Source organism: Pseudoalteromonas sp. SCSIO 43210 (assembly GCF_054133285.1).
Window position 1 is genome coordinate 2392099 of record NZ_CP087225.1, and the last position, 15678, is coordinate 2407776.

A 15678-nucleotide genomic window follows, 5' to 3' on the forward strand; every position below is an offset into this window, starting at 1 on the left:
TGCCCAAGTAGATATTCCTCTTGGGCATTTTATCTGTAGTTTTTATTATGTGTTTGCATTTATATATTTGAGTGCGCTTGTTATAACGGCCACTTGAGCTAATATACATTCTTCATCTGTGGCTGTTGGGCTATCTGGGTACACTTCGGTTGTGGTTACATAGGGCGCGTCAGTAAAGCCCATACACAAACCTAACTCACGTGCCGCATAGTTAATAACGCCAAATTGCTCTTGAGGGATGCCTATTAGCTGGTTGTTTTCATCGCTCGGGGCAATGTGCGTGACCTTTGCCACATCTTTGATAATTACTTTTTGAAATTCAGGCTCAGGCTTATTGGTATCGGCCACTAAATAAAACCCATCAGGTATGTTCCAATTAGTGTTTGTAGTGCCTTCACGGGCAGCAAGTGCGGGTCTAAATTCACTGTTATCGCTATCTGTTGTTTCGTGTAAATCAATATGAGCAACTAAGTCTATATCGAGTGATTTTACAAACGCCATAATGGCTGCTGATTCTTGAGCTGGGCTGCCTTCGTAAAATGAGCGGTTAGGATCAATAGCATCAGGGTTCCAGCGGTTTATAGTCTCATATCCCCAAGGGCTAATGCAGGGCGCAACAATAATATTAAACTGCTTTGAGTGTTGCATAGCCGATGTTTTAGCAAACCTAAGTGCGCCATGTACGCCACTGGTTTCGTAGCCATGCACACCTCCGGTGATTAAAACTGTTGGTTTATTAGCATTAAAGTTAGGCGTTTTTAATATATATAATGGGTAAGTGCCAGCGGCGTAATTAAGCTGACCGTATTGCTCTATATCTAAGGTGCTTTTAAGGTCATTAATTAGCGTTACCACTTCGTTTTGGTAACTGCGTTTAATGTTTTGGCGTGCTAACCACAAGGCTTTATCGTTGTTATTCCATTTTTTGCCAGGTGTGCCAATAGGGTATGTGCTGTTAGTCATAATAAACCTTTATATCAATTGTTATTAGCCCATATAAAAAAGTAAGCAATTACAATTGTTAGAATTACTTAATAAAGGCGTAGCTTAACGCTGAGTAAATTAGCGTGCAAATTAAAACGTTAAAGTCATATTATTTATTGTGCGCTGTTGTTTAGCTTGAATATAACTTTGACTAGCAAACTCCCCTGAAATAGCGCCAGAGCGAACCCGCTCAACCAAAATAGTTAAATTGCATGCCTTACTTTTATCTATTTGCGTATCATTAAACATTATCAAATTATTTAGATTAAATGAATAACTCGACGATGTAATAGATGAAGACGTAGATTGTATTAATGTAGAGTTGTTATTTGTGGTGCAATGACTGCTTAACTCAATTGTGCTGGCGCTATTGGTATCTATACCATCAAGTTGTACTGTTATTGTGTTTGTTATGCTAAAGTTTTGCTCGCTACTTGGTGTTAAAATAATAAAGTTATGAGGAAGTTCAACAGTTGAGCGTGTGCTTATTTCATCATCACGGTTAAACAATATATCAAACGGCTCGTTATCATCAGTTATGTTGATGTAGGCTTGGTAATCTACATCTAAAAAATCTGTATCTTTACTAAGTTCAACAGCTGTGCCTCGCACGATTACTTGTAATGTGTCGCTATCGCTTAATACGATGTTAGACCCATTCATATCACCTGCATTTAGCTCTGCATTAATACGAGTACGACTTCCGTCAGACACAAGCTCAAAACCCGCCCAAATACCTTTCGTTTTAATTAGATCTGATGCTGTTTCTGATGTGCAAGCACACAGCATTAATATGATGCCCACGAGGGAAAAGCTTTTTTTAAACATGTTAGCTCCTTTATTTGTGAGCGTATTGTTACACAAGAAAGTACTTTTAGATGTTTAAAATTGTTAACAACTGTAAAATAAATTTTAAATAAAAGATCTTGGTAGGCAGTGTTGTTTTATTTTTAGTAAAATAACGGCCAGTATTGTGAGTAAATTTATTATAAAAGAGTATGTTACAATTAGTTTATAGTCTGCTTTTGTATTGAGTATTATGGTGCAGTATGTTGCCACACCAAGTTGGTTAGGTCGTTTTTTTACCCGTATTAAGTGGGTAAGTATTGAGCAAGACGTGCTTGTTGTCCACTTTAGAGATATGACTAAACAGCAATTTTTATTAAGTGATTTCAGTAACTTTTCTGTGCTGAAAAATAGCTTGTTTAGCGCAAAAATTTATTTATGTGATCCTAATAACACATGCGTTAGTTTTTTAAAAAAAGCCGAAGCAGATGTGCTTAATAAAGCGTTAAATAAATATTTTTCAAATACGTTAGAACAAAAAGTGAACAATGCGAAAACGCTTTTAAAGCGTTATGCCCTTGATGAATTTTTACGCGACAGTTCCATTGAAATCTTAAATAAAGCTGTTTTTTCTTTAAGTAAAAATTACGCACATAATCAAACCGTGTGGCAACAGCATTTATCGCCTATTAGCGTAAAATTTTTAAGTATTTTAAGTAGTACACCAAAAACAGCAGACGCTGTAGCGCAATTACGCCATAAATATGAACAAAAGCAGCTTACCCTAAGAGATAACTTTTATAATAATGTTGAGTCTAACCCGCTCACTACAGAGCAGCGTTTAGCGGTTATACGCGATAACGATAAAAATCTAGTACTTGCAGCAGCCGGCACAGGAAAAACCTCAGTTATGGTTGCCAAATCGCTTGATTTAATCGCACGTGGAATAGCACTGCCAGAGCAGGTATTGGTACTTGCTTACAATAAAACGGCTGCACAGGAATTAAAAGAGCGCTTTATTAAACGTGCAGCACACGCCAATTTAAGTATTAAACCACCTGCCATTTTAACGTTTCATGCACTAGGATTAAAGCTATTACAAGACGCGAAAAAATCAACGAAGCTTTCTACATTTGCAACCGATGAAATACAGCAAAAAACATGGTTAACCGCATGGCTTTATAAGCAAATGCAGACCGACTCTACATTTTTGAAAAACGTTGTTGATTTACTTCACGAACCAGTCGATATTTTTAGTTTTAAAAGCAGTGCTGAGTATGAGCGCTACCTCAGAGATAACGAATATAGAAGCCTTGCAGGGCTTAAAGTTAAAAGTTATCAAGAGCTACTTATTTCAAACTGGTTATATTTACATTCGGTTGATCACAAGTACGAGCCTCACTACAAAAATAAGCTAGAGATTTCAGCAGAAGACATAACCCTAAACGCACAATATAATCCCAATTTTCACTTATCAAAATACAATATTTATCTAGAGCACTTTGACATTGATAGGCAAGGTAATACACGCGCCGATATAAATAAAAAACGCTATAACGAGCAAATAGCTTTTAAGCGAAAACTGCATAAAAATAATAACACTATTTTACTTGAGACTTTTCACTACAATTGGTTCGAAGGCAAGTTAGAGCAGCGCTTAAGTAAACTTTTAAAGCAACATAGTGTGGCGCTTGTACCTTTAAATGACGATGAAGTATTTAGCACGTTAAATAACTCAGGGCTGTTACAACAAGGGGTTGAAAAATACTTAAAGTGCTTGCAAGCCATAAGAGCTGAGCAGCTCACTAATACGCAAATAAAACAACGTATAAAACAAAGTGGACTCAAAAACCATCAACGTTATGCCGCAATGCTTATAGCTATACATAATGCTTATATGCAAGAGCTACATACGCAAAACGCCATTGATTTTGACGATATGATTATTCATGCAACAAAGGCTGTAAAAAAAGGTGAATTTAGTGTGCCTTGGAGCCATATTTTAGTTGATGAGTTTCAAGATATATCAGGTGCGCGTATGGCCTTTTTAAACACACTTATTAACAAGGGCAAAAGTGTACGTTTTACTGCCGTAGGTGATGATTGGCAGGCAATTTATCGTTTTTCGGGTGGTAATTTAGCGTTTACAACGCGTTTTAATGAGCTGGTGGGTGGCCACTCACTTACTATGTTGCAAAAAACATTTAGATATAACAACAGTATTAGCGATGTAGCAGGGCGTTTTGTAATGCAAAACCCTGAGCAATATAAAAAGCTGATCAGCACACATACACAAGTAACCACACCACACGTTATTTTATTAGACGATTTATACCAAGGTACTAAATCGATAGAAATAAAAGTGCAGCAGAGCATAAGCACGATTCAAAAAAACGATGTATCAGCGAGTATTGCCATACTTAGTCGATATCGATACATGTTAAATAGCGTACAGCAGCATTTAAAAGATAAAAAGCATACAAACTCTCTTTATTTTTGGACATTACATAGTGCTAAAGGGCTTGAAGCCGATTACTGTATTATTATTGGTTTTGAACAAGGTAAATTAGGCTTTCCTAGCAATAATCAAAATAGCGTGCTGGTGGAGTCGTTATTACCAGAGCAAGATGAATTCACTCACTCAGAGGAAAGGCGTTTGCTTTATGTAGGCATTACACGTGCTAAACATAAAGCGTACTTAATTGCAGACCCTTATGCATGCTCAGCGTTTGTAAAAGAACTAGTAAATGACGATTATCCTATTCAAATCGCTTCAACGTTGTTTAACAAGTCGCAACTAAAGCAAAGAGAGTGTAATACATGCAGCGACGGATTAATTGTGCCAAAAACGGGTCAGTATGGTAATTATTATAGCTGTACTAACACGCAAATTTGCGAAACTAAACTACGAGTGTGTAAAAGCTGTAGTAGCCCATCGGTTGATAAAAGCACGTATTCACAATGTGTAAATATAGAATGTAAAACACAGCATCCAATTTGTGAAAAATGTGGGCGTGAAATGCGGAAACGCAAATCTAAGCATGGTGAATTTTTAGGATGCAGTGGCTTTGAGCTCAAAGAAGACAGCTGTAAAAACACTCGAAAGCTAACTGTTACATGAATAGCCTATTTAAATTAATCTTAAAGTAGTACTTAAATTGTAATTAGTCGTATTTTATTGCTTTTATTTAGTATCAATGTTTAATTGATGCTACCTGAGTCTCATTATTGATTACCATGCACTTTTTCAGTCGATTTTTTTTGCTTGAAGACCATCATTTACCAACAGGGCAAATACCTAATTGGCGTGTGAGTGCTTTACGTATTATTTTTGCAACCGGTATTTTATTATGCCTAGCTATATCGCTTCATAAATCTAAACAAGCTGCTGAATTTAATATTTTATACTTTGTAGGACTAAGCGTTAGTTTCTTTTTTATAACGACCTTATTATTAGCAGCAAGCAAAAGGTATTATATATTTTGTGCGCATGCACTGCTGCTCTCTATAGTTGCAGCAAGTCTGTGTATTAACTTATTCGTGACCGATTTAGAGCTGGCAAAAATTGGCTCGATATATATGTTTTCGTGCCCTTTAATCGCACTAATGTTAATAGGGTGCAGAACGGCCATTTTTTATGCTGTGTTAAATATAATTCCTTTTTATATTATAGTTAACGACATAAATCTATCTTCTTTATCTGGTGTCTCAACTAAACTTTCTGATGAAAAGCTGTATATTACAAGCCTTATATTTTTATCTTTAAATGTTTGTATTCCACTTGCTTTTGCTCGCACTATTGTTGCGGCAAAACGCTTAAATAAAAGTATGAAGAGCGCTAATACTTACCTCAAAGATAAAAACGATCTTTATAGGGCTCTTTTTACTGAATCAAACAAAGCGAAGATTATTGTAGATGAAAATTTTGTGATTACAGATTTTAATCAACATGCTATTGATATGTTTGATATTAAAAAACATTTAAAAGAACATGGCGTTAAACTATTCAATTTATTACCTTCGCTTGATGTTGATGAGCTTGATGCTCAAGATCAAATTGTTAAACACAAAAACAGTTTTTTTCGGACTAACTACCAGCACGTAATGAGTGCTAATTATCGTGTTTATGATTTTTATGATTGTACTCAAGAACAGTTAATCAAACAAAACTTAACTATAATGGAGCAAGAAAACAAGCGCTTACGCTTTAGAGATCCACAAACAAAGCTACCAAATAGAGGATGGTTTGAAACACAGTGCAACAGATTAACCATTAAATATCACAAAGGCTTTTATATTGTGGTTACACAAACGGCTAATAGTGAGTATTTAAATTTAAAGTTTACTAAAATTGATTCACAAGCTTTGCTAATTAGTGCATTTAAGCGTTTAAAAAAGATGCCAGAAGGTCCTTTGTTGTGTGCGCATGTAGGAGTGGGGAAACTGGCTTTTATTGTTGGAACACATTCGGCAAACGAACTAAAAGATAAACTTTTGGTAAATATAAAAAACACGTTAGACGAAGCATATAATGTACTTGGAAATAAGTGTCAGCAAACTTTTTTATTTGGTTTTGCGCGCTACCCAAATCATGGGAAAAGTAGTGCTGAAGTGTTAACAAATGCCTGCGAAGCACTTAAATTAGCAAACAGTAATTCTCCTATTTGCAGCTATAGTGAAGAACAATCACAAGCGTTTATAGAAAAATACGAAATATCAATGTTGCTCGATGAAGCGCTTCAACAAGGTGATTTATCGGTGTACTACCAACCAAAAGTGAATGCTAAAGGAGAGTGCATAGGGCTCGAAGCACTCACGAGGTGGCATAGTTCAATACTTGGCAACGTATCACCAGTTGTATTTATACCTATTGCAGAAGAGTACAGAATGATCAGTAGGTTAACTGATTTGATTATTCAAAAAGTGTGTGCTCAAATTGCTCAGTGGTCTACAGTAGATATGCCAAGTGTGCCTATAGCAATAAATATATCTTTAATTGATTTCAGCCAGCCTGACTTTATTTCAAAACTAGTAAAATCTTTAGCTGATTTTAACGTAAAGCCGCAGCAAATAGAGTTAGAGCTTACTGAGACCTCACTTGAAGCAAATCAAGGCCATTCATTAAAGCTAATGCAAACATTGCAATCGTGGGGTTTTATAATATCAGTTGACGATTTTGGGGTCGGATACTCAAATATTGCTCGTCTTGCCCATTATCCTATAAATAAGCTCAAACTCGACCGTTCTCTTATCAGTCAAATTACTCATTCTTCACGTCAAAAGAGTTTAGTGAAAGCGATACTCGTTATGTGCGAAGAATTAGATATAAAATGTGTTGCCGAAGGTGTTGAAACGCAAGAACAAGTTGCTATTATGGCGGAAATGGGTTGTAAAGAGTTCCAAGGTTTTTATTTTGCACAACCTATTACGGTTAAAAATTATGAGGCTCATATAAATAAACACGGAACAAAATTTATAGCTGCTAAAAATAATGAAAAACAAGTCTTTTAATTCCGGTAGTAATTGGCGACTACTTTATTGAGTTGATGTTTTAGATTTAACTGAACGGCTCAATTTACTAACCATTACTATATAAATTAACCTAAAATCTGGTTAAGAAATTTACTAACGTATTGAATGATTTTGATATTTTAATTTATTTTCTCTAGCCAGAGACTTTTAGCAAATTCAACGCAGCTAGCGCTGAAAATAGCTGCTCGAGATAGATTTATTATCCAGAGTTCAGGTTAAGTACTTACTCCTACGAGGCTAAAAATATCGTACTGCGATTAAACCGCCCCTAGATAGAACAAATTTTAATCCTGAAAGGTCAGCAGGCCTTAGAGTTTATATTATGAAATACGTATTTTTGTTTTGCCAAAAACTGCAATTAACACAATCTTTTGCCATATTTTTAATGGTTGTATTTTCAACAAACTTAGCTTGTAAAGAGCAAAGCCAAACGTTGGTTTTAGCCGGTAGCACATTTTCGGTATGCTCTAGTTCGAATTTAAAAAGTTGTAAAAATAACACGAAAGTTCTAGGTAAAAAGCATCGTTTATTTACAATCACAAGCGCTAAAATTAATCAAATTAACTCACGCTGGCCCAATAATAACAGCGTAACTAAGTTGGAAACGTTTAACTCGTTGACCGCATTACATCCTAAAAGTACTTCACCAATGACTAAAGCTGAATTGCTTTGGCTATGGCGTGATATAAATAACGAAGAGCTAAGTCGTTTGACAGATCAAGAGTTCGATTTTTTGTTTGATATGTTAGAAACACATCAATTAGATAATGATGGCGAGCGTTTAAAAGAACAAGTAAACACTGAACTCAATAACGAGAGCGCGACTAATAATATTTTACAATTTGTGTCGGGCAGTTTAAAAGTTAATAACGCAAAACCTACAATGCTTGCTATTACGGCATCGAGCCGCGACCCTTATGAGTCGGCAGATGTAGCGCAAAGTCTTTTGGCACAATCAAATATAAACACTCAATGGTTAGCACTAACGCCCGCGCTTGCTAAAGCGATTACGAGTAACTCGTGCGATAAATTACCAGCGCTCAGAAATACATTAATGAATGTGTATAACCGTGAAGTGATTTATCCCGATCGCACAAAGGCCGAATACGCTTTATGTAAAAATGGCACTAATGCACTTGTATCACTTATTAAAAATAGTACCGGTGTGATGTTTAATAGCGGTAATGCAGCATTAACTCATAAGGTATTATTTGATCAAAACAATAACCCATACCCGTGGACGCAAGCATTGCAAACTCGCCCAGTAATTGTAGGTGAAGGAGCCGGTGCTGCAATCCAAAGTAAAGTGACGGGCATGCTTACAAATACGACAAGCCTTGAGGCACTTCGTAAAAGTGAAACTAACGCTAATGCTGGTGGGCTGGGCAGTTTTAACTTTGGTGTACTAGATACTCAATTTAGCGAACAAAACCGTACATTTAGGCTTGCAGCAGTACTAAATAAAAACGAAGTCAAAAATATTAAAACAGAGATTCAACATGGTTTTGGTATTGATGAAAATACGGCTTTGGTTGTTATTAAATCACCAGAAGGTAGTTTAATAACCGTAATAGGCAAAAGTGGTGTAGTGCATTTAGCTAACCAAGGTAAAGCCCAACCAAATAGTAAAAGTTATAGCTACTCCTACTGGCCTACAGGCAGTGTAATTGATATTACCAATAACACGTTTACTCTAAGTGATCGCACTATAAGCCAAGCGTTACCGGCTATAAAAATACCTCCACTGCCTGTGCAGCGTTTTGGTGCAATTTTAACAAATTCAAAACTGCGCTCACTAACTCAAGCTATGTGCCTAAGCCAAGAGCAAAGTGCGGTAGCCCAACAAGACGAGTTTATAATTAGCCTCACAGCAACGAATGACACACAGTATCATCGCATCAATGCAAAAGAGTTTGGTTGTGCGCTAAGCAATTTAGAGTTAGCTATAAAGTCGATTTAGTGACTAACCTGAGCCAAGGGTTTAAGTTTTTGGCTCTTCTCTATAAAATAGCCACCATAATGATTTAAAAGCCTTACTAAAAGAGTATTAAAATGAATAAAGAAAATGATGTAATTTCTAGTCTAGCCGAACTAGAAAGCTTTTTAATAGATGTCGAAAACGGTGGTTTTGGACTTAAAGGTGTTGCCGGTGTTGGTATGGCTACTAATAACAAAGATGGCAGCCGTTTTGTTGCTGTGTTTGACGATAATCAAAAGCTACTTTTAGCACGCATGATTACAGAAGACGTGTTCCAAACAGGGCAAGACATGGTACGAAATGGTGTAGGTCGTAAGCACTAAAGTAGCACCTTTTAAATATTATAGATGCGCCTTTAGGCGCTTTTATAACTTAGTTTTTATAAAATAAATGCTTAGCTTGTCATCTTAGCTTAAAGTTAAACTATCAAAAAATTCCTTTCATAAAATAACCAATGTGAACTCTGATATAAATATTTAATAACATAGATTTATTATCGATTTGCTCGGTTTTTACTTAGCCCACAAGGGTACTAAAGCATGTCTGTCATACCGTTTTAAAAGTAAGAATATTTCTTTTAAAGGGAATTAATAAAATATAGAAGTAAATGCACCAAAAGAGAGCATTATTTTTCGTTATCATCATAATAGTTAATTACTTATAAATTAAAAAATAAAATACTGTTTAAAATCAGGTTATTAAATATTGGTTCGTATCTTGCAATTAAAAATCATCCGCATTCTTAATTGGGCCACACTATTTTGATAATATTTTTACCTATAACTTTATTAATAAAAAATTTAGGATTAAAAATTTATTTTTGGATAACATTAACTATCTTCTTTGGCTTTTTTGTAAGTTTATTTTATTTTCCAATAGTGAAGTTAATCTTTGTTTTTGTCGTTCTTTTATATCTTCTATCGGGCATTGCTTGTATTGCAAGTTCACAATTAAAACAAATAAAGAGTGTTATTGAACACATTAATACTAAAAATTTCGATCACCGCGATATTCATTTTAACAGTTTGGCAAACTCAGAATTTATTGAGGAGTTACTAGTAAAATATCGTGAGTTAGGTCGAGTTATTACCCATCATAATGAAAAAAATAAAGAGGTTGAGTATTCCGCGATTCAGGTTATTGAAATTTCATCGGAAGTAAAAAATAATGTTTTGCTTCAATCCGACGCTATAAATTCAACAGCATCAGCAGTGACACAAATGAGCCATTCACTAAGCGAGATCAATAACGAAATATCTAAAACACATCACTCTTCATGTTTAGCTTCAGAAATAGCTAATCAGGGTAGAGACACTTTAGTGTCACTAAGTAATGCGGTAACCAACGTAAATAAAAGGGCCAAAATAACCCAGCAGCGTATGGTTTCGTTGAATGAATTAGTTATAAATGTTGAAAAGATCACTGAATCGATACAACAAATTTCTCAACAAATAAATCTACTAGCGCTTAATGCTTCAATTGAAGCGGCTCGAGCAGGAGAGTTTGGTTTAGGTTTTGCTGTTGTTGCAGAAGAAGTTCGAGCTTTAGCTAAACGTACACATAATTCTACGGACAGTATTGTGGCCAATATTGATGATGTATTGAAAGAAAGCAGTGAGATTGTTAGCACGATGAGTGAGGTCGTTATACAAACTGATGTTTGCCTTCAAAAAGTTAATGAGGTCGATATTTCATTTAACGATATCGAAAAAGCAACTGAGCAGGTTAAGCATCAAATGGAAATAGTGAGTAATGTGTCAACCGAGCAGGCAGCTGCAACCCATGAGATTTCTGAACATATTGCGCAAGTTGTTCTTGGTGCACAAGCTAATTCAGATATAGCGGTTCAATCTCAATTAGTTGCAAATCATTTACGTAAATTAACCCAAAGGCAATAGTCGTTCTTATTAAGGAGTGTAATATGCAATGGATAACCTTAACTACAGCTACTTTTTGTATCCTTATTATTTTTTTGATAAAAAAAATGAAAATAAGCAACAATAAAAAAATACAAAAAGACGGACTTGTACATATTTGCCAGATCAAAAGGATAATTATTTTCGCTCAACAACACCGAGGACTCACTGCTGCTTGGTTAAATGGCGATACTAACGCAGAGGCTAAATTGACTGGTATTAAAAAATTAATTTCTCAAGAAATTAACTCTTTAATGCTTTCACCTGTTGCTAAAAATGAGCGTTGGGCAGCCTTTACTGATCATTGGGGTAGACTTCTTAGTTTTAACAATAAATCATCGGTCAGCAATAGTTTTGAACAGCATACGATGATGATTAAAAACTTAGCCTATTTATTAGAGGATACCGCTGAAAGCTCGCATTTAACGGCCGATTTTTTACCAAAAATAAATAATATAGGGTATGTTTGGCGCGAGTTAATATTAACGACAGAAAATATAGGCCAGTCACGAGCCATCGGAGTTAGCGTTGCTGTTCAACAATGCTGTTCAAGTGTTGATAAAATCAGGTTAAATTTTTTAATTCAAACAATGGCAAAAACCACTATTGATACTTTACAACGATTATCACACCTACCAGAAGAGCAACATACTCACACTAATCTAGTGAAAAAAGCGACTGAAAGTATGAATAAATTAATAGAAGTGATGACGTCAGAATTAGTTGGTGCAGCTAAAGTTGCGATAGATAGTAATCAGTACTTTGAACTCGCAACTGAGACTATGTCAAAGATGAATGATATTTTTGATCACCAAGTGAAGCAATTAAATAAAGTTATATAAGATTTAAAATTAATTACATATAGCTCTGCGGCCTCCGTTAGAAATGGAGATTACCAACGCTCAACCCAAGAAAGTAAATTTAGTGCATAGGTTTGCTTAATTAATGAGGCTGTCTAATTTAGTTAATGATAGTAAAACTCATTTACCTCACCTCTTAATGGTTATATGCTTTGATACCATTAAAAAAATAACCCTTAAGACACTTAGTTTTCTAAATGGCTGCCTTAAATCTTGATAATTTAAATCTCATTTACAAATCATGCAAAGGAATACAGAAGTGCGTCTTTATAAATTAGCAGTGCTCTCAGTACTAGCTTCAGGCTGTCTTTCAGCAAATGAATCAACCATCCCACTAAATGAAATTGCCCTAATGGATCGTCAATCTTTAATTGAAATCTTCAAAGAATCTCCGACGGTTGAAATCGAAGTTAATCTTACCTTCAATGAGATTGGGAGTGATAAAGAGGATTTATTAAAAAAATCACAGTTAAACCATTACCTAATTTTGAAGGTTTAACCTTTTCCGTACCCAATAAGCAACAATATTTATCGAAAAAGAACAATCTCATTTCCACACAACCTATTTGCAAAGTAGGACTAGTATCTGCGGGTAAAACTGTTTATAAAAAATCTAAAACGAGTGCATTACCGAGTTAATTCATAGTTGTGGTACGAGTGGTTGTGGGTATGACTTCAAACTCCACCTTTTACCTGCTAAGGAGGTTTGCAAAGTGCTGTAGTGGTCAAAAGTTAATTCATTGAGTGATGAAATTAAGGGGAGGCAGAAAAAAGCAGCTACAGACACTGCGATTAAAAAGCGAAGTAATTCGCAGCAGCTTGTTAAAAAGCAGTTAAAAAAACCAAAGAAACGGGCGACAAACCAACTCAACAGGCTGCTGTACTTTATACCAGTCTTAGTTTAAGAACATAAAAGGTATTGGATAGCATAATGTGACAGGGCACTTAGATTAAAATTAAACAGCAAAATATGAAACTGAGACAATAAGGTTTAGAACTTTCAGGACTAGTTCCCCGACCGCTTAGTGCCAAGAGCAGCCGTTGATAACCTTAGCCTATTTTTCATAATTCTAATTTAACAAGTGCATCTTGCTCACCTTGATATAAATGCACTGGGACGATTTCATGCTTCCCATTATTTTCTCTAAGCTGAAAGTAATTTTCAGTACACTCATAAGAGTACGAGTTGTTTTCCCTGGGTATGATTTTTAGTTTACTCTCACCTTCATATTGAGAATGAAGTGTACCTTTTTCGAACGAAATATTTAAAATTTTCGAATCGGAAGAACGATAACTTCCAACTAAAGATGCTGCTAGGGCCTTTGCTTTTTGACTATTTACTTGCTTAGGAGATAAATTTAGTTGTAGCGCTATCATGTCTAATAGAGCAGGGCCTGGGTGTTTTGTGTCGATGTTGGTTAAAGCTGTAGCGGTTAAACCTTCATTCGGGAAATAGACATGCCAAGCAAAAAATCCGGGAACCTGACCTTGGTGGCTAAAGCTATCTAATCCACTTATTTTGTATATATCTAAGCCATATCCATAACCCACATGCGAATTATTATTTAATAATGCCTTGGTGGTCATTAGTTTATAGTTTTCTTTTGAAATTACATGCCCTGACTTTAATGCATTTTGCCAAAGGTGCATATCAGCAAGTGTAGAAGCAATAGCGCCCGCAGAATAGATCCAACTACGGTCAACATTCCATTGCCTTTCAGTTGAATCTTCAGGGTTAATATACTTTTTAGGCTCATTACGATTAGTAGTGTAGCCGTTTACTTTCCCAGCAGATGTTCCTTTCGTAATAACAAAAGTATTATCCATTTTCAGAGGTTTAAAAAATGTGTTTAACATGAACTGGTCATACGGAGTATTAGAAGCAACTTCAATTACTTTTCCCAGAAAGACGTAACCCAAATTTGAATAACTATATTTTTTACCAGGCTCAGAGTTAAGGGGTTGTTTACTTATACTTTGTATAACTTGATCAATAGAAGCATATTTATCATAAATTTTACTGACTGAAGGATCCCCTAAGTAATCTGGCAGACCAGAAGTATGGTTTAAAATTCTATCAATCGTTAAATACCTAAACTCAGGGTTAATATCAGGAATAAATCGCGCTAATGTATCTTGTAATGATAGCTTTTTTTCTTCCGATAGTTTCAAGATCGCTGCAGCCGTAAATGTTTTCGTGACAGAACCTATTTGAAATATATCATCTACATTGAGGGGTCTCTCAGTATCAATATTTGCCAAACCAACCGCACCACTATAAATATGTTTACCTGAATGTTCTAATCTAACAACCATGCCAGGAGCTTCTGAAGAGTTATGGCACTGCATTAATTCAGCAAAGTTGTGTTGTTGAGCAACTGCTTTTATTCCATACAATCCTACAAAAAGACAAAAAAATATATTTTTTCCCATAAACTATGTTCCCTTAATCATTAAATAAATCTGTAAATAAAAAACATACAGAGATTACACGTGTAATCAATGGTATTACATATAACAGCTGCTTGCAATTTAATAAAGAAAACCAATATTATTCAATAGCTTATTTAATTTTTTCAATGAAGGTATATTTGCTTATAAAGGCCAAGTGAATGTAACAGCTTTATCAGAGGTCATTCTTTACCTTAACGTGGTAGCGTTCTTATTTTAGTATTTTCTATTAATAGTAAAAGGGTAAGTTATTGCTAATTAAGAGTATTATTAGAAGCGGAGATTGTTTTTATATAAAAACTAAAAAACTTCTTTTATCATATTACTTAGATGGTACGAGTTAAATCAACTAGCTACTCAATGTCTACTTTATCGGGTCAGGTCAACCCGCTGCTTAGTCCCAATTGCGGACATTAGTCACGCCTCGTTAACGGGACGATTTTAAAAATGTGATTTTTCTGACCGTCTCTGACATAACTGATTTCCATACACTGGCCTTCAGTGATGAAGTTATCGGTATGATCATCGCCAGTAAAATATAAACTTTGAGTGTAATTGCTAAATTGGAATTTTGTATTTTCGATTACGAACGTTTCCGTACGGTAGTTTGTTGGTGAAGTCTCAGAATTGTAATGTTTCACGCATCCAACTACCATCTGATACTTTTTCTCATCAATGATTTGGCGTAAATGTGAAACTTTAAAGTAACCAAAGATACTATCCGATACCAAAACGCAAGATAAAAAACCAAAACCCAAAAGAAATTTGTTGCTACTTATTTTTAAAATCTCTGAAATATATTGAGTAACGTCAGAAAATTTAAATAATATAAATAAAAGCAGTGCTATCAGGAAAATAGGCAAAAGCTGAACTAAAGCAAAACCTATCTGAGTTTCAAAATATGCACCTGAGTTCAATTTAGTCCTGCTAATAATTTAATAGTGCGATAAAGAAGAGAGTTTAATTTATAACAAGTTGAAATAAATAGAATTTAAATGGTCGGTATGGAGAGATTCGAACTCTCGACCCCTGCCACCCCATGACAGTGCGCTACCAAGCTGCGCCACATACCGATTTGTATGCAATAGTACGTGTATTTTTTTAAAAATCAATAAACGATTGTTTGTTTGGATGTTTATTGCGCAAGAACGCTAAAATAGCACTCTTGCGA

11 protein-coding genes and 1 tRNA gene are annotated in these 15678 nt (G+C 35.2%); 7 read left to right on the plus strand and 5 right to left on the minus strand.

What is annotated here, in order from left to right:
- Window positions 1-45: 45 nt before the first annotated feature.
- Together LOS73_RS10290 and LOS73_RS10295 are read right to left on the minus strand one after the other, a co-directional pair.
- The gene (locus LOS73_RS10290) at window positions 46-963 is read right to left on the minus strand and encodes a M14 family metallopeptidase (protein ID WP_457934924.1); all 918 of its coding nucleotides are present in this window, start codon (window positions 961-963) and stop codon (window positions 46-48) included.
- 111 nt (window positions 964-1074) lie between these two features.
- The gene (locus LOS73_RS10295) at window positions 1075-1812 is read right to left on the minus strand and encodes a hypothetical protein (protein ID WP_149614604.1); all 738 of its coding nucleotides are present in this window, start codon (window positions 1810-1812) and stop codon (window positions 1075-1077) included.
- Window positions 1813-2023: 211 nt separating this feature from the next.
- On the opposite strand from LOS73_RS10295, the gene LOS73_RS10300 reads away from it, so the two are divergent.
- The 7 genes from LOS73_RS10300 (at window position 2024) to LOS73_RS10330 (ending at window position 12555) form a co-directional block, all read left to right on the plus strand.
- Window positions 2024-4891 (plus strand): UvrD-helicase domain-containing protein, encoded by a 2868-nt coding sequence (locus LOS73_RS10300; protein ID WP_457934925.1) that lies wholly within the window; start codon window positions 2024-2026, stop codon window positions 4889-4891.
- 116 nt (window positions 4892-5007) lie between these two features.
- On the plus strand, window positions 5008-7281 hold the full coding sequence (locus LOS73_RS10305; RefSeq protein WP_457934926.1) for a putative bifunctional diguanylate cyclase/phosphodiesterase: 2274 nt from the start codon (window positions 5008-5010) through the stop codon (window positions 7279-7281).
- Window positions 7282-7624: 343 nt separating this feature from the next.
- Window positions 7625-9262 (plus strand): cyanophycinase, encoded by a 1638-nt coding sequence (locus tag LOS73_RS10310; protein WP_457934927.1) that lies wholly within the window; start codon window positions 7625-7627, stop codon window positions 9260-9262.
- 92 nt (window positions 9263-9354) lie between these two features.
- Entirely contained in the window at window positions 9355-9603 is a 249-nt protein-coding gene (locus tag LOS73_RS10315; RefSeq protein WP_457934928.1) for a hypothetical protein, read from the plus strand.
- A 438-nt stretch (window positions 9604-10041) separates the two neighbouring features.
- Window positions 10042-11178, plus strand: coding sequence for a methyl-accepting chemotaxis protein (locus tag LOS73_RS10320; protein WP_232525469.1), 1137 nt, complete (start codon window positions 10042-10044; stop codon window positions 11176-11178).
- 23 nt (window positions 11179-11201) lie between these two features.
- Entirely contained in the window at window positions 11202-12038 is an 837-nt protein-coding gene (locus LOS73_RS10325; protein ID WP_457934929.1) for a nitrate- and nitrite sensing domain-containing protein, read from the plus strand.
- Window positions 12039-12315: 277 nt separating this feature from the next.
- Entirely contained in the window at window positions 12316-12555 is a 240-nt protein-coding gene (locus tag LOS73_RS10330) for a hypothetical protein (RefSeq protein WP_457934930.1), read from the plus strand.
- 563 nt (window positions 12556-13118) lie between these two features.
- Here LOS73_RS10330 and LOS73_RS10335 read toward each other — a convergent pair.
- From LOS73_RS10335 to LOS73_RS10345, 3 genes are all read right to left on the minus strand, one after another.
- Window positions 13119-14489, minus strand: coding sequence for a serine hydrolase domain-containing protein (locus tag LOS73_RS10335; protein WP_457934931.1), 1371 nt, complete (start codon window positions 14487-14489; stop codon window positions 13119-13121).
- Window positions 14490-14920: 431 nt separating this feature from the next.
- Entirely contained in the window at window positions 14921-15424 is a 504-nt protein-coding gene (locus tag LOS73_RS10340; protein WP_457934932.1) for a hypothetical protein, read from the minus strand.
- Window positions 15425-15503: 79 nt separating this feature from the next.
- A tRNA-Pro gene (locus LOS73_RS10345) sits at window positions 15504-15580 on the minus strand.
- Between the last annotated feature and the right edge of the window lie 98 nt (window positions 15581-15678).